We start from the raw sequence: 14,437 nt of genomic DNA, 5'->3' as shown, positions 1-14,437 counted from the left end.
ACGGCGCTCGGCGCCGTCGCCCTGGCGCTCGGCCGCGGCCCGCTTCTGAAGGCGGCGCGGCCGGTGGTGGCCAAGGCGGTCCGGCCGGTGCTGGCCCAGGCCGTCATGCGCCGTCCCAGGGCCGTGCTGCGGGAAGCGATCCGCCGTCCCAAGACGGCTGCGCGATTGGTCGCAAGCCTGCGCTGAGACCTCGAATCTTCACCGCCAGTTAACGGCGCGGGGCGGATTCTCCGGGCTCACCTCCGGGGCCCTGATTTGCGTAACCTCGTATCCGTCGTTGAGCGTATCGATCCCATCACGGTCTCGGGCCGTGTGGCGGCGGTCAACGGCCTGCTGATCGAGGCTCGCGGTGGCCTGACCCGCCTGTCGGTGGGCGCGCGGGTGGAGATCGAACGCCGCGCCGATAGCCCCCTGGCCGCCGAGGTGGTGGGCTTCCGCGAGACCCGCGCCCTGCTGATGCCCTTCGGCCCGGTTGAGGGCGTCGCGCCCGGCGCCACCATCCGCATCAATTCCGACGGCGCCGTGGTACGCCCGACGCGGGCCTGGCTGGGCCGTATCGTCGACTCCTTCGGCAACCCGATCGACGGCAAGGGCCCGCTGCCCCAGGGCCCCGCCGCCTATCCCCTCCGCGCCTCGCCGCCGGCCGCCCACGCGCGCGGCCGGGTGGGCGAGCGCCTGGACCTGGGCGTGCGGTCGATGAACGTCTTCACCACCTGCTGCCGCGGCCAGCGCCTGGGCGTCTTCGCCGGCTCCGGTGTCGGCAAGTCGGTGCTGCTCTCGATGCTGGCCAAGCAGGCGGACTGCGACGCCGTGGTCGTCGGCCTGATCGGCGAGCGGGGCCGCGAGGTCCGCGAGTTCATCGAGGAGACCCTGGGCGAGGAGGGCCTGCGCCGGGCCATCGTCGTGGTCGCCACCTCGGACGAGCCGGCCCTGAAGCGCCGCCAGGCCGCCTACATGACCATGGCCCTGGCCGAATTCCTGCGCGACCAGGACCTGGAAGTCCTGTGCATGATGGACTCGGTGACCCGCTTCGCCATGGCCCAGCGCGAGATCGGCCTGGCCGCCGGCGAGCCGCCGACCACCAAGGGCTACACCCCCACCGTCTTCACCGAACTGCCCAAGCTGCTGGAGCGGGCAGGGCCGGGACCGATCCGCCCGGACGGCACCACGGCGGGGCCGGTGACGGCGATCTTCACCGTGCTGGTGGACGGTGACGACCACAACGAGCCCATCGCCGACGCGGTGCGCGGGATCCTGGACGGCCATATCGTCATGGAGCGCGCCATCGCCGAGCGCGGCCGCTTCCCGGCCATCAATGTGCTGAAGTCGATCAGCCGGACCATGCCGGGTTGCCAGACCCCGCCGGAGCGCGAGGTGGTCAAGATGGCCCGACAGACCCTGTCGGCCTACGCCAACATGGAAGAGCTGATCCGCATCGGCGCCTATCGCGCCGGGGCCGACCCCGAGGTCGACCGCGCCATCCAGCTCAACCCGGCGCTGGAAGAGTTCCTGCGCCAGGACAAGGACGAAGCCACCAGCCTCGAGGACAGCTTCGAGGGCCTCGCCCGCATTCTTATAGGTGAAGCCGCATGAGCTGGGCCGACAGCCTGATCAAACTCTCCGGCTATGAGGTCGAGGTGCTGCAGAAGCGCCTGGCCGAGATCGCCGACCGCCGCATGGCCGCCGAGATGAAGCTGGTGATGCTGGAGGCTGAGGTGGAGTCCGAAGCCGCCAATGCGCGCCAGCACGCCGAGGCCAACTTCTATCACGCCGGCTTCATGGAGGGCGTCCGCGTCCGCCGCGCCGCCATCCAGTTCGAGATCGAGCGGATCATGATCGAGGAGGCCGGCGCCCGCGATGCGCTCGCCCAGGCCTTCGAAGAGCAGAAGAAGTACGAGCACGTGGCCGAGAACATCCGGCTGCAGAAGCTGAAGGTGACCGCGCGCGTCGAGGCCGCGGCCATGGACGAGCTCGGCCTGCGCCGGGCGGCCGGCGGCCGATGAGCCTGTCCCGGCGGGCCGTCCTGGCCGGAGGGCTCGCCCTTTCGGCCTGCGACCACGCCGCCCATTCCCAGACCCTCAGCGCGCCCGCGCGCCTGCCGCCGCTGAAGGACGTGGCCCAGTTCCCGGTCGGGACCTGCGTCCGCTCCGACCAGCTGGCCGATCCCGCCTTCGCCCGCCTGGTGGTCGAGCAGTTCTCCCAGCTCACGCCGGAGTGGGAGATGAAGATGGAGTACATCGTCCAGGACGATGGCGCCTTCCGCTTTGAGGGGCCGGACAGGATCGCCGCCTTCGCCCACCAGAACGGCCTGCGGCTCTTCGGCCATACCCTGGTCTGGTACATCCACCGGCCGAAGGCTTTCGAACAGCTCGACGAGGGCCGGGTGCGGTTCGTCGACGCCTATCGCAACTACATCACCGCCGTGGTCGGCCGGTATCGTGGCCAGGCGGTGGCCTGGGACGTGGTCAATGAGACCATCGAGGACGACGGCTCCGGCGTCCGGGACAGCCTGTGGGCCGAACGCCTGGGCAAGGAGGAGCACATCGCGCTCGCCTACCGCTTCGCCCATGCGGCGGATCCGGGCGTCCCGCTGTTCCTCAACGACTACTTCCTGGAGACCCTGCCCAAGAAGCGCGCCGCCTTCCTGGGGCTGGTGGAGCGGCTCCTGAAGGCCGGCGTCCCCGTGGGCGGCCTGGGCACCCAGACCCACCTGATCGCCGACCAGGGACCGGGGCTGATCAAGGCCGCCATCGCCGATCTCGCCAGCCTCGGCCTGCCGATCCATGTCTCGGAGATGGACGTCTCCATCGCCGGGGCGAGGGGGCTCCTGAAGGACCCCCGCGACCTGGAGCAGACCCAGGCGCGGCTCTACGCCGAGGCGTCGGAAGCCTTCTCCCTGCTGCCGGCCCGCCAGCGCTTCGCCTTCACCATCTGGGGCGCGCGCGACAGCGACTCCTGGCGCCGCAAGGAAGCCGCCGACGACACGCCGCTGCTGTTCGACGCAGACGGCCGGCCCAAGGCCGCCGCCCAGGCCTGGGAACAGGGGCTGAGGTAGGGGCCGGACTCAATGAGTTTGTGGTGGCGGAACTCCACCCGTTTCCTTCTCCCCTTGTGGGAGAAGGTGTCGGGCGACAGTCCGACGGATGAGGGGTCGCGCCACCTTGTCCGCAATTGCCGACATCGCTCGCCTGGAGAGGTTTGAGAGACCCCTCATCCGACCCTGCTCCGCAGGGCCACCTTCTCCCACAAGGGGAGAAGGACGCCTCACGACGATCTGACGAAGCTCAATCGAGTACGGAGCCTAAAGCTCGACTTCGCCCTTCAGCACCGGCACGCAGCCGCCGGCGACGGTGGCGCGGACGCCGTCCGGGCCGCGCTGGGCGGTGATGAACAGGCGGCTGGGCCGGCCCATCTCGACGCCCTGGCTGACCTCCCACGCGCCCTGGTCCTGATCGCTCAGGGACAGCAGAAAGGCGGCCAGGGTGGCGTTGGCGCTGCCGGTGGCGGCGTCCTCCCAGGTGCCGGTGAGCGGCGAGAACATGCGCACCTTCAGGGTCCCGTCCGGCTGCTTGGCGTAGAGGTGCAGGGACAGGCGCATGGAGAAGCCCTCCGTGGTGTCGGCCACGTCCCTGAACGCGGCAGCGTCCGGGTTGGCGCGGGACAGGGCCTCGGGCTTCACCTCGCAGAGCACGAAGTCGACCCCCACCGTCGCCTGGATCGGCGGGTGGTTGGTGGTGATGATGTCGTCGCTCGACAGGCCGGCGCAGGCCGCCATCTGGGCGGCGGTGAAGGTCACGCCGGTCGACAGGGCCTGGGGCGCGGCGATGCGCGCGCCGGCCTGCGTCATGGTCACCTCGACCAGGCCCGCGATCTCCTCGAAGCGCAGGACGCCGTCCTTGGCCCGGCCCATCTGGGCCAGCACCCAGCCGGTGCCCACGTTCGGGTGGCCCGCGAAGGGCATCTCGGCGCTGCGGTTGAAGATGCGCACCCGGGCGGTGTTGGCCGGGTCCGACGGGGGCAGGACGAAGGTCGTCTCCGACAGGTTGAACTCGGCGGCCAGGGCCTGCATCTGCGCGTCGGTCATGCCGCGGGCGTCGGGGAAGACGGCCAGCTGGTTGCCGCCGAAGCGGGTGTCGGTGAAGACGTCGACGGTGACGAAGGCGTAGGTCGGCATGCGGCCCTCCTGCAATTGAGGCCGGGAGACTTGACACAAGTTCGTCGATTGGCAAAGTACCTAAATGCGAGACGCCTTCCACGCCCTGTCCAACGACAAGCGCCTGCAGATCCTGGAGTGGCTGAAGGACCCGGTGGCCCATTTCCCGCCCCAGGTCGACGGCGACCTGGTTCAGGATGGGGTCTGCGCCGTGTTCCTGGCCGACAAGCTGGGGGTCAGCGCGCCGACCCTGTCAGAGCACATGCGCATCCTGACTGAGGCCGGCCTGGTCACGCCCAAGCGCATCAAGCAATGGACCTTCTACCGCCGGGATGAGGCGGCGTTGGCGGCCCTGAAGGCGAAGATTTCGCAGGAGCTCTAAATCCTCCCCCAGGGGGGGAGCAACTTGCTCTACCGCTTCGGCTGCTGGCTCTTCACGGAATACTCCGCGTCCGTCGCCTGGCGGATCGCGTGCAGGTCGTCGCTGAGGCGGAAGAGGGCGACATAGAGTTCGCAGAAGCTGCGCCACAGCAGCACCAGGGCCGCCACCACCAGGAAGCCGCCGACCAGGACACCCGCCGCCAGCAACAGGCCCATCAGCAGCTCTTCGCGCAGGGCCACGCCCACCGCGGTGCCGATGAAGCCGAAGGCGATCAGGGCGATGACGCCCAGGCCCGACCAGTAGATCAGGTGGATGACCTGGTTGGTCATCAGCCGCTCAAAGGTGAGCAGGTCCCAGATCGAGCCGCCGCGCGGGCGGATGGGTTGAGTAGGCCGCATGCGATATCCAACCAGGGGGGTTTGTCACGATCCCGGAGGGTGAACCGCTACCAGCCGTCCGCCCCCGCCGCAACGTCGTAAAAATCAGATTGAGCCGACAGTCTTCAGCCGCGCCTTCGGGTGCACCTCGTTCTGGCTCATGACCGGGGTCTGGCCGCGGAAGCGCTCGATGATGGAGCGGACATAGGGGCGGATCTGCGGGCTGGTCAGCAGCACCGGCTGGTCGCCGGCGAGCGCCGCGCGCTCGAAGGCGTCGCGGACGCCGCGGATGAATTCCTGCAGGCGCGAGGGCGCGAGCGCCAGCTGCTTCTCCTCGCCCTGGCCGATGAGGGCGTCGGCGAAGGCGTTCTCCCACTCGGCCGACATGGTGATGATCGGCAGGGCCCCGTCGTCGCCGCGGTGGGCGAAGCTGAGCTGGCGCGCCAGCCGCCCGCGGACCTGTTCGACCAGGAGGGTGATGGACGAGGTGTGCGGGGCGGCCTCGCCGATGCCTTCCAGGATCGAGGGCAGGTCGCGGATCGAGACCCGTTCGCGCAGCAGGGCCTGCAGCACGCGCTGGATGGTGGCGATGGAGACGACCGAGGGCACCAGGTCGTCGACCAGCTTCTTCTGCTCCGGCGCCATCTCCTTGAGCAGCTTCTGGACCTCTGCATAGGACAGGAGGTCCGGCATGTTCTCCTTGAGGATCTCGGTCAGGTGCGTGGTCAGCACCGTGGCCGGGTCGACGATGGTGTAGCCGCGGAAGGTCGCCTCCTCGCGCAGGCCGTCGTCGATCCAGGTGGCCGGCAGGCCGAAGGCGGGCTCACGGACATGCTCGCCGGGCAGCTCCACCTGGCCGCCGCGCGGGTCCATGGCCATCAGCGAGCCCAGGCGCACGGCGCCCTGGCCGGCCTCCATCTCCTTGATGCGGATCAGGTAGCCCTGGCTGTCCAGGCGCATGTTGTCGAGGATGCGCACGGCGGGCATGACGAAGCCGTACTCGGCCGCCAGGGTCTTGCGCAGGGCCTTGATCTGGTCGGTGAGCCGGCGGCCCTCCAGGTCGTTGATCAGCGGCAGGAGGCCATAGCCCAGCTCGATCTTGATCTCGTCGATGGCCAAGGTCTGGCTGATCGGCTCTTCTTCCTGCTCGGCGGGCGCCGCCTCGGCCGGGACCTCGACGGCGTCGGGCTCGTTGACCTTCTGGCCGCGGCGATAGGCCAGCACGCCCGCGCCGATGGAGACGGCGACGAAGGGAATGATCGGCATGCCGGGGATCAGGGCGATGACGCCCGAGGCGGCCGACACCATGCCGAGGCTGATAGGGTTCATGGCCAGCTGGGTGACCAGGGCCTTGTCGGCCGAGCCTTCCACGCCCGACTTCGACACCAGGAAGCCGGCGGCGATGGAGATGACCAGGGCCGGGATCTGGGTGACCAGGCCGTCACCGATGGTCATGACGGTGTAGGTGGCGGCGGCTTCGCCAAGCGGCACCTTGTGCTGCACCACCCCGATCAGGATCCCGCCGATGACATTGATGGCGGTGATGACCAGGCCGGCGACCGCGTCGCCGCGCACGAACTTCGAGGCGCCGTCCATGGCCCCGAAGAAGGTGCTTTCCTGCTCGACCTCCTTGCGGCGTTGCTTGGCGGTGGCTTCGTCGATCAGGCCGGCCGACAGGTCGGCGTCGATGGCCATCTGCTTGCCGGGCATGGAGTCCAGGGTGAAGCGGGCCGCCACTTCGGCGATCCGGCTCGAACCCTTGGTGATGACCACGAAGTTCACCAGCACCAGGATGGCGAAGACGATCAGGCCGATGACGAAATTGCCGCCGGTGATCAGCCGCCCGAAGGCCTCGATGATCTTGCCGGCCCCGTGCGCGCCCTCATGGCCGTGGCCGAGGATCAGGCGGGTCGAGGCGATGTTGAGCGCCAGCCGGTAGAGGGTGGTGACCAGCAGCACCGTCGGAAAGGCGGTGAACTCCAGCGGCCGCTTGATCAGGAGCGAGGTCATCAGGATGAGGACCGCGCTGGTGATCGACAGCGACAACAGCACGTCCAGCAGGAAAGCCGGGACGGGCACGATCAACAGGACGATCACGCCGACCACGCCGATGGCGAGGGCGACCTCGCCACGCATCACCCAGCCCATCATCTCGCGCGGGGAGGGGCGGGCGCCGGCGTTGTAGGCGAAATCGGTCACAGGGCTCTACTCGGAAACAGGCTGAAGACGCGAAGGATCAGGCGGCGCTGGCGCCCATCTGGGGCGCGGGCACGGACACGCCGGCCTCGCTGTATTCCTTCAGCTTGTTGCGCAGGGTCCGGATCGAGATGCCCAGGATGTTGGCCGCATGGGTCCGGTTGCCCAGGCAGTGCTCCAGGGTGTCGATGATCAGGGCCTGCTCCATGGCCGCCACGGTCTGGCCGACGAAGGCGCGGTTGACGGCGTCGGCGGCGTTGGCCGCGGCCTGGGCCGCCCGGCTGCCCGGATCGGCGGCCGCCAGGGGCTGACCGTCCGGCAGGCGGATGGCCATTTCCTCGATTTCCGGCCCGGTGGAGAGCAGCACCGCGCGGTGCATGGCGTTTTCCAGCTCGCGCACGTTGCCCGGCCAGCGGTGAGCAGCCAGCCGGCGCTTGGCCTCGGCCGAGATCGGCTTTTCAGCCATGCCGTTGGCGGCGGCGTACTTCTTCACGAAGAACTCGGCCAGGACGACGATGTCACCGGGACGTTCGCGCAGGGGCGGCAGGCGCAGGTTCACGACGTTGAGGCGATAGAGCAGGTCCTCGCGGAACGTCCCCTCTTTCACCGCCTGGGCCAGGTCGCGGTTGGAGGTGGCCAGGATGCGTATGTCCACCTTCACCGGCTTGTTGGAGCCGACGCGGTCGATCTCGCGCTCCTGGATGGCGCGTAGCAGCTTGGCCTGCAGGCGGGCGTCCATCTCGGAGATTTCGTCCAGCAGGAGGGTGCCGCCGTTGGCTTCCTCGAACTTGCCGATCCGGCGGGCCACGGCGCCGGTGAAGGCGCCCTTCTCGTGGCCGAACAGCTCGCTCTCCAGCAGGTTCTCAGGGATGGCGGCGCAGTTGACCGAGATGAACGGCTTGGAGGCCCGGCGCGACTTCTCGTGCACGTAGCGGGCGATGACTTCCTTACCCGAGCCGCTTTCCCCGGTGATCAGGATCGAGGCGTCGGACGGCGCCACCTGGTCGGCCAGCTGGATCACCTGCTGCATGGCGGTGTCGCGCACCACCATCGGCTTGTTCTCATCGGCCACCGCCGACAGCACCGCGGCGATCAGCTCGGCCTCGGGCGGCAGCGGGATGAATTCCTTGGCCCCGGCGCGGATGGCGTCGGCGGCCTTCTGCGGGTCGGCGCCCACGCCGCAGGCCACCACCGGCGCGCGGATTCGCTCGCTCTCGTTGGCGGCGATCAGGGCGGCGATGTCCAGCTCGTAGTCGACCAGCAAGAGGTCGGCCCCCTGGCCAGCGCGCAGGGCGTGGGTGGCGGCCGCGATGGTCTCCACGTGGCTCACCTTGGCGCCCGCCGACATCGCCATCTTCACGGCGGTGGAGAGTTGCCCGTTCAGTCTTCCGACGACCAGAAGCCGCATGTTCTTACTCCTTCAGTCAGGCGGTCCGATCAGGACTGCCCGTCGCCGTCCTTGATGATTTCGGTCATGGTCACGCCCAGGCGCTCGTCGACGATGACGACCTCGCCGCGGGCGACCAGGCGATTGTTGACGTAGATGTCGATGGCCTCGCCGACCTTGCGGTCCAGCTCGAGCACGCTGCCCGAGGCCAGCTGCAGCAGCTGGGAGACCGACAGCTGGGCCCGGCCCAGCACGGCGGAGATGGACACCGGCACATCGAAGACCGGCGCCAGGTCGGTGGCCGACTTCTCCTCGCCTTCGGTGAAGTCCATGGCCGGACCATCGCCGGGACCGAATTCGTCGAGCTTGAGTTCGTTCTCAGACATTCGCCTTAGACTCCGGGGATGAGGGGTTCGGCGTGGAGGCCTTCGGCGGCGAGCGCCGCCTCCAGGGCCTGGCTGACGCGTTCGAAGGCGGCCTGCGGGTCAAAGCTCGCCTGGCCGTCGCCGAAATCGAGGGTGAAGGCGGCCGGCGGCGCGCCTGGCGCGGCGCGGACCACGATCTGGCCGGGATAGCCGATGATCTGGGCGGTCTCGTCCAGGGCCTGGGTCAGGGCCTCGACCAGCTCCGGCCGGGTGGAGACCAGGAGGCGCGGCGCGGCCTCGACCTCGCGGGCCAGGGATTCCAGGGCCTCGCGGATCACGGCTTGCGGAAACTGGAACAGGGCGGCGTCGGCGATGGCCTTGGCGCAAGCGAGCGCCAGCTCCGCGGAGCCCTGGCGGTGCTCGTGAGCCACCTCGACCAGCTTGGACAGGGCGAGCCGGGTGGAGTCGGCGATGACGGACAGGGCCTGGGCCTGCTCGGCGGCGATCGAGGCCATGGCCTTGCGTTCGCCCTCGGCCATGGCGCGGGCGCGGATCTCCTCGACCTCCTCGGCCGGGAACAGGCGCTTGGGCCGGGGCTGGGCGAAGGCGACGTCGCCGGCGTTGTCGAACACCGTGTCGAAGCCGAACTTTTCGGGCGCGCGCTCGGACATCAGTAGATCAGCTCATCTTCGCTGTTGTTGCCGGCCAGCATGATCTCGCCCTTGGCGGCCAGGTCCTTGGCGACCTGGACCATGGCCATCTGGGCGCCGTCGACGTCCTTCAGACGCACAGGGCCCATGTTCTCCATGTCCTCGCGCAGGATCTTCGAGGCCCGCTCGGACATGTTGGAGAAGAACTGCTCGCGAAGGGAATCCGAGGCGCCCTTGAGCGCCAGGCCCAGCTGGGCCTTGTCGACGCCGCGCAGCAGGGTCTGGATGCCGCCGGGGTCCAGCTTGGACAGGTCTTCGAACACGAACATCAGCGCGCGGATGCGCTCGGCGCTCTCGCGGTTGCGCTCTTCCAGGGCGGCGATGAAGCGCGCCTCGGTCTGGCGGTCGAAGGAGTTGAAGATGTCGGCCATCATCTCGTGGCTGTCGCGCTTCGAGGTGCGGGCCAGGTTCGACATGAACTCGATGCGTAGGGTCTGCTCGATCTTGTCGAGGATCTCGCGCTGCACCGGCTCCATGCGCAGCATCCGCTGCACGCATTCCAGGGCGAAGTCCTCGGGCAGGGAAGCCAGCACGCGGGCGGCGTGGTCCGACTTCACCTTGGACAGCACCACGGCGACGGTCTGGGGGTATTCGTTCTTCAGATAGTTGGCGAGCACCGCCTCGTTCACGTTGCCCAGCTTGTCCCACATGGTCCGACCCGCGGGACCGCGGATCTCCTCCATGAGGTTGTCGACCTTCTCGGGCGGCAGGAACGAGGCCAGCAGGCGCTGGGTCTGCTCGAAGGAGCCCATGATCGAGCCCGCGCCCGACATGCCGGAGATGAAGTCGACCAGCAGCTGCTCGACCACGCCGGACGAGACGTTGCCGAGGCCGGCCATGGCCTGGGAGATCTCCTTGATCTCTTCCTCGTCCAGCTGTTGCCAGATGATCGTGTGATCCTCGCCCAGGGCGAGCAGGATCACGGCGGCCTTTTCCGGTCCGGTCAGCCGCGAGACGTCATTGATGGCCTTACCCTTGACCGCCATCAGGTGGTCTCATGCAGCCAGGTGCGCAGCAGCGACACCGACTCTTCAGGGTGCTTGTCGACGAACTCGGCGACGCGCTTCACGGACGAGGCCTTCACCTGGCCTTCGATGCGGGCGATGTCGAGCTTGTTGTCCATCTCGCCGCCGCCGGGGCCGGGCAGGGCCAGGGGCTGGCCGGTGGTGGGATCCACCTGGATCTGCATGGGCTGGCCGTCGGCGGTGGTGACGATGCGGGTCACGCCCGGCGAGGCGGCCATGGTCAGGGGCGGCAGGGTCATCGCGCCGCCGCCGGCGCCAGCGCCCGCGCCGCGCAGCAGGGGACGGACCACGAACAGCATCATCAGCACGGCGACGATGGCCAGGACCAGCAGTTCGGCGCCGCGCATGATGTCGTTCTTGTCGAAGCCCATCAGCGGGCTGGCCGTGGTCACCCCGTCCGGGTCGGCCTCGGTGGGGAAGCGGACATTGACGACGGTGACCTGGTCGCCGCGGTTCTGGTCGAAGCCCACGGCGGTGCGGACCAGTTGCTCGATACGCTGCATCTCTTCGGCGGTGCGGGGCGTATAGGCGCCGGGCTTGCCGTCCTTGCCGATGGCCGTGGCGCCGTCGACGGCGACGGCGACGCTGATGCGCTTCACCTGGCCCGGCTCGACCGTCTCGGTGCGCAGGGTCTTGGAGATCTCGTAGTTGGTGGTGGATTCCGTGGCGCCGGTGGCCGAGGAGTTGGTGGCGCTGGAGCCCGCGCCGCCGCCGGGGATGTTGGCCGTGGCCGTGGTCCCGCCGCTGGCGTCCGGCTGGTTCTCCTTGGAGCTGCTCTCGGTGGTCGATTCCGACCGCACCACCTGGCCGTCGGGATCATAGGTCTCCTGCTGGGTGGTGACGCGGGCCAGGTCCAGGTCGGCGGTGACATTGACCCGGGCCTTGCCGGCCCCGACCAGGCCCTCGACCATGGTCTTCACCGACTTGGCGATACGGGCCTCGACCTCGCTCTTGCGGCCGTCGGCGGCCAGGGCGTCGCCGGCCTCTCCGCCGGACAGGGTCTTGGCGTGCTGGTCGACCACGGTGACCTTGTCGGGCTTCATGTTCGGCACGGCGCCGGCCACCAGGTTCTGGATGGCGCGGACCTGGTCCGCGCCGGGCTCGCGGCCGCCGACCCCGATGCTCACCGAGGCCGACGGCTGCTGGGCCTCTTCCTCGAACAGTTCGCGCTTGGGCAGGACCAGGTGGACGCGGGCCGAGGTCACGCCGTCCAGGCTCTGGATGGTGCGGGCCAGTTCGCCCTCCAGGGCGCGCTGGCGGTTCAGCTGCTGGACGAAGTCGGTCTGGCCCAGCGCATTGGAGTTGTCGAAGATCTCATAGCCCACCGAGCCCGAGGTCGGCAGGCCCTTGGAGGACAGCATCAGCCGGGTTGAGGCCACCTCGTCCCGGGGCACCAGGATGGTGGAGCCGTCGCCCTTGACCTCGTACTTCACCCCGGCCTGATCCAGGGCCTGGGTGATGGTCCCGGCCTCCTTCAGGTCGAGGTTGGAATAGAGCAGGGCCTTGGGCTGGCCCAGATTCATGGTCATGGCGAACAAGGCCGCGGCGACGCCGGCGCCGATGCCCAGGATCGCTGCGAGGCGACCGATACCAAAACCCTGCAAAGCGGCGACGAAACCGTTCAACGCGCAGCGCCCCTATTTCCCAGTACGCGGGACAGACGCAGATCGCCCGCCGCTAGGCAGGATTTACCCAGTCCATGGTAAACGACGCGTTTAAGGTTTGGGCTAACGCGGTCATTTCGGTGGCGCTCGTTGTCGCACCACAGGCGTTAGGGTTGACCCCGGGTTTCAATCCCCGGGGTCTGTATCAAAGTGAAACAATTGAAGGGCTTAGGTGGGCGAACCTCGCCCGCCGGATCAGCCGCGCCAGGGCTCCAGAGCGCCCCAGAGCAGCAGCAGGATCGAGAAGCCCAGATAGGTCAGAACCGTAAAAGTGAATCCGGCTTTACGAATCTGACTCCAGCTGTCGACTCGCCGTCCGCCGCGCCAGACGGCTGGAACAGCCACCGCGGTGATCAGGGTCAGCACCGCCGAGACCACGGCGCAGGCCGAGGCGATGCGCAGCGAGGCGCCTGGCCAGTTGTACATGACATTGGCCGTGTCCCCGGTCTTGGACAGCCACACCCCGAACAGGCTGAAGCTGGTCAGCCACAGGATCGACTGGATGTTCTGGATCAGGCCGGCGCGGTTCTGGATCGAGGTCTCGCGGAACTCCCGGCGGTTGCGCACGAAGATGCCGGCGAAGGTCGCCACCGCGCACAGCAGGGTCAGGCCCGCCAGGATCGACATCAGGCCGCCTTCGCGCCAGATCGTGGTCCGCTCGTAGGTCTGCTCGCCAATGGCGCCCAGCATGGCCCGGGCGCGGCCGTTCTCCATGATGAAGGCCAGGCGCTGGTCGTCGGTGGCCGAGATGAAGCGGCCCTGGGCGGGGTCGCCCTCGGGAACCCAGGCGTGGGTCTCGCCCCCGGCGCTGGTCAGCAGCCGACCCTCCGGCGACACCTCGACCTTCACCCCGGCGCGCAGCAGGCCGATGAAGCCCTCAAGCCCGCCATAGGCGCGGCGCGAGCCCAGATAGTCACCCTCATAGCGCTTGGCCTGGGCGGCGAGGGCCGGGGAGCCGGCGCGCGGGAAGATCTGCGGGCGCAGGTAGAACTGGCGCACGAGCCGGTCGGGGAATCGGCGGACCAGCTCTCCGCCGGTCTCGGTGTTGGTGGAGATGAACACCCCTAGCTTCAGGTCCGGGATCACCACCATCCGCGAGACGAAGCTCAAGGTCGCACCGTCGTGGCCATAGCCCCGATGGTCGCCGGGCAGGTCATAGGTGATGAAGCCATGGGCCCAGCCATTGATGCCCTCGGGGACCTGGCGGATCGGGGTGCGGAAGGCCTTGGCGGCGCGCGGCCCGAACAGGGTCGCGCCATCCAGGGCGCCGTCGTTCAGCAGGGCCGCCATGTAGCGGGCCATGTCGGCGGCGGTGGACGAGGCGGCGCCGGCCGGGGCGATGTGGCCCAGCAGCTCATAGGGGCGGGCCTTGAAGCCGGCGTCGGTCCAGCGGAAGCCTTGCGAGACGTCGCGGGCCATATAGGCCGGCATGGGAGCGGCCAGGTCCTTCCCGGCCGCGCGCACCTCGCGGAAGGTGGTGTGGCGCAGGCCAAGCGGTGCGAAGATTTCCTCCTCGATCAGCTGCTCGTAGGGCTTGCCGGTGACATAGGCCACGGCTTCGCCGGCCAGGGCCGCGCCATAGTTGGAATAGCTGGCCATGGCGCCGGGCGCATGCACCCGCTGCGGCCGTTCCTGGCGCAGGTACTCGACCATGGGGCGCTCGCGGCGCAGGTCGCGCTCGATGAGCTGGCCGAGCGCGCGGTCCTCGAAGCCCGCCGAGTGGTCCATCAGGTTGATCACCCGCACCGGCGCGCGGAAGCCCTGGTCGCGGACCTGCAGGGTCTCAGGCAGGTACAGGTTGACCGGCCCGTCGATGCGGATGCGGCCGGCCTCGACCTCGCGCATCAGGGCGATCCAGGTGAAGGTCTTGGAGATCGAGCCGATGCGGAACAGCGTCGTGTCCGGATCAACCTTGCGCGCCGGGGACAGGCTGGCGGCGCCATAGCCCTTCTTCAGCAGCACCTGGCCGTTCTGCACCACCGAGACCGTGACCCCGGCGATGTGCTCGCGGTCCATGGCGTCGCGGATCAGGCCATCGGCGAAGGCTTCCAGCTCGAGCGGGGGCAGGGGATCGGCGGCGGTCAGGCGGGCGCCAGGCGGCGGCGGCGGAGCGGCGACCAGCAGAGACGGGGGGGCGGCGCCAGATGCGGGCGCATTGGCGGCGGCAGCGCTGGCCAC

The 14,437-nt window shown here is 69.0% G+C and carries 14 protein-coding genes; 5 read left to right on the top strand and 9 right to left on the bottom strand.

From position 1 onward, the window contains the following. From ACFQ27_RS18900 to ACFQ27_RS18885, 4 genes are all read left to right on the top strand, one after another. A partial coding sequence (locus ACFQ27_RS18900) for a hypothetical protein (RefSeq protein WP_377354676.1) occupies positions 1–186 on the top strand: 186 nt, incomplete at its 5' end. A gap of 69 nt (positions 187–255) precedes the next feature. Then, positions 256–1,593 carry a flagellar protein export ATPase FliI gene (gene fliI / locus ACFQ27_RS18895; RefSeq protein ID WP_374345295.1) on the top strand — a complete coding sequence of 446 codons (1,338 nt, stop codon included), beginning with the start codon at positions 256–258 and terminating at the stop codon, positions 1,591–1,593. Continuing rightward, positions 1,590–2,003 (top strand): flagellar export protein FliJ, encoded by a 414-nt coding sequence (locus tag ACFQ27_RS18890; protein ID WP_374345294.1) that lies wholly within the window; start codon positions 1,590–1,592, stop codon positions 2,001–2,003. The genes fliI and ACFQ27_RS18890 overlap by 4 nt, the downstream gene beginning before the upstream one ends. Further along, positions 2,000–3,055, top strand: coding sequence for an endo-1,4-beta-xylanase (locus tag ACFQ27_RS18885; protein ID WP_377354675.1), 1,056 nt, complete (start codon positions 2,000–2,002; stop codon positions 3,053–3,055). Before ACFQ27_RS18890 ends, ACFQ27_RS18885 begins: the two co-directional genes overlap by 4 nt. 246 nt (positions 3,056–3,301) lie before the next feature. Here ACFQ27_RS18885 and ACFQ27_RS18880 read toward each other — a convergent pair whose 3' ends face one another. Next, complete coding sequence (locus ACFQ27_RS18880) at positions 3,302–4,174, bottom strand: PhzF family phenazine biosynthesis protein (protein ID WP_377354674.1); 873 nt, start codon at positions 4,172–4,174, stop codon at positions 3,302–3,304. A 64-nt stretch (positions 4,175–4,238) separates the two neighbouring features. Here ACFQ27_RS18880 and ACFQ27_RS18875 point away from each other — a divergent pair, with 64 nt between their 5' ends. Beyond that, positions 4,239–4,535, top strand: coding sequence for an ArsR/SmtB family transcription factor (locus ACFQ27_RS18875; RefSeq protein ID WP_374345288.1), 297 nt, complete (start codon positions 4,239–4,241; stop codon positions 4,533–4,535). 29 nt (positions 4,536–4,564) lie between these two features. Here ACFQ27_RS18875 and ACFQ27_RS18870 read toward each other — a convergent pair whose 3' ends face one another. The 8 genes from ACFQ27_RS18870 to ACFQ27_RS18835 form a co-directional block, all read right to left on the bottom strand. Further along, entirely contained in the window at positions 4,565–4,933 is a 369-nt protein-coding gene (locus ACFQ27_RS18870) for a DUF4282 domain-containing protein (protein ID WP_374345286.1), read from the bottom strand. An 84-nt stretch (positions 4,934–5,017) separates the two neighbouring features. After that, positions 5,018–7,063, bottom strand: coding sequence for a flagellar biosynthesis protein FlhA (flhA, locus tag ACFQ27_RS18865; RefSeq protein ID WP_377354677.1), 2,046 nt, complete (start codon positions 7,061–7,063; stop codon positions 5,018–5,020). An 85-nt stretch (positions 7,064–7,148) separates the two neighbouring features. Then, a complete protein-coding gene (flbD, locus tag ACFQ27_RS18860; RefSeq protein ID WP_377354673.1) occupies positions 7,149–8,516 on the bottom strand; it encodes a sigma-54-dependent transcriptional regulator FlbD in 1,368 nt (455 codons plus the stop codon). A gap of 29 nt (positions 8,517–8,545) precedes the next feature. Beyond that, complete coding sequence (gene fliN / locus ACFQ27_RS18855) at positions 8,546–8,881, bottom strand: flagellar motor switch protein FliN (protein WP_377354672.1); 336 nt, start codon at positions 8,879–8,881, stop codon at positions 8,546–8,548. 5 nt (positions 8,882–8,886) lie between these two features. Next, on the bottom strand, positions 8,887–9,531 hold the full coding sequence (locus ACFQ27_RS18850) for a flagellar assembly protein FliH (protein WP_377354671.1): 645 nt from the start codon (positions 9,529–9,531) through the stop codon (positions 8,887–8,889). After that, positions 9,531–10,556, bottom strand: a complete 1,026-nt coding sequence (fliG, locus tag ACFQ27_RS18845; protein ID WP_377354670.1) for a flagellar motor switch protein FliG — start codon at positions 10,554–10,556, stop codon at positions 9,531–9,533. Before fliG ends, ACFQ27_RS18850 begins: the two co-directional genes overlap by 1 nt. After that, positions 10,556–12,220: a flagellar basal-body MS-ring/collar protein FliF gene (fliF, locus tag ACFQ27_RS18840; protein ID WP_377354669.1), complete on the bottom strand. Its 1,665-nt coding sequence runs from the start codon at positions 12,218–12,220 to the stop codon at positions 10,556–10,558. Before fliF ends, fliG begins: the two co-directional genes overlap by 1 nt. A 234-nt stretch (positions 12,221–12,454) precedes the next feature. Then, a partial coding sequence (locus tag ACFQ27_RS18835; protein WP_377354668.1) for a serine hydrolase domain-containing protein occupies positions 12,455–14,437 on the bottom strand: 1,983 nt, incomplete at its 5' end.

This window comes from Phenylobacterium conjunctum (assembly GCF_042679085.1).
Taxonomy (GTDB): Bacteria; Pseudomonadota; Alphaproteobacteria; order Caulobacterales; family Caulobacteraceae; genus Phenylobacterium; species Phenylobacterium conjunctum.
This window is presented reverse-complemented; position numbering and strand designations above follow the sequence as displayed.

What these genes read in the sequence shown, in the direction of transcription:
- fliG (WP_377354670.1), bottom strand. Translation starts at nt 10,556, where the DNA reads ATGGCGGTCAAGGGTAAGGCCATCAATGACGTCTCGCGGCTGACCGGA.
- ACFQ27_RS18870 (WP_374345286.1), bottom strand. Translation starts at nt 4,933, where the DNA reads ATGCGGCCTACTCAACCCATCCGCCCGCGCGGCGGCTCGATCTGGGAC.
- flhA (WP_377354677.1), bottom strand. Translation starts at nt 7,063, where the DNA reads ATGATGGGCTGGGTGATGCGTGGCGAGGTCGCCCTCGCCATCGGCGTG.
- ACFQ27_RS18885 (WP_377354675.1), top strand. Translation starts at nt 2,000, where the DNA reads ATGAGCCTGTCCCGGCGGGCCGTCCTGGCCGGAGGGCTCGCCCTTTCG.
- ACFQ27_RS18875 (WP_374345288.1), top strand. Translation starts at nt 4,239, where the DNA reads ATGCGAGACGCCTTCCACGCCCTGTCCAACGACAAGCGCCTGCAGATC.
- ACFQ27_RS18850 (WP_377354671.1), bottom strand. Translation starts at nt 9,531, where the DNA reads ATGTCCGAGCGCGCGCCCGAAAAGTTCGGCTTCGACACGGTGTTCGAC.
- flbD (WP_377354673.1), bottom strand. Translation starts at nt 8,516, where the DNA reads ATGCGGCTTCTGGTCGTCGGAAGACTGAACGGGCAACTCTCCACCGCC.
- fliN (WP_377354672.1), bottom strand. Translation starts at nt 8,881, where the DNA reads ATGTCTGAGAACGAACTCAAGCTCGACGAATTCGGTCCCGGCGATGGT.
- ACFQ27_RS18880 (WP_377354674.1), bottom strand. Translation starts at nt 4,174, where the DNA reads ATGCCGACCTACGCCTTCGTCACCGTCGACGTCTTCACCGACACCCGC.
- ACFQ27_RS18890 (WP_374345294.1), top strand. Translation starts at nt 1,590, where the DNA reads ATGAGCTGGGCCGACAGCCTGATCAAACTCTCCGGCTATGAGGTCGAG.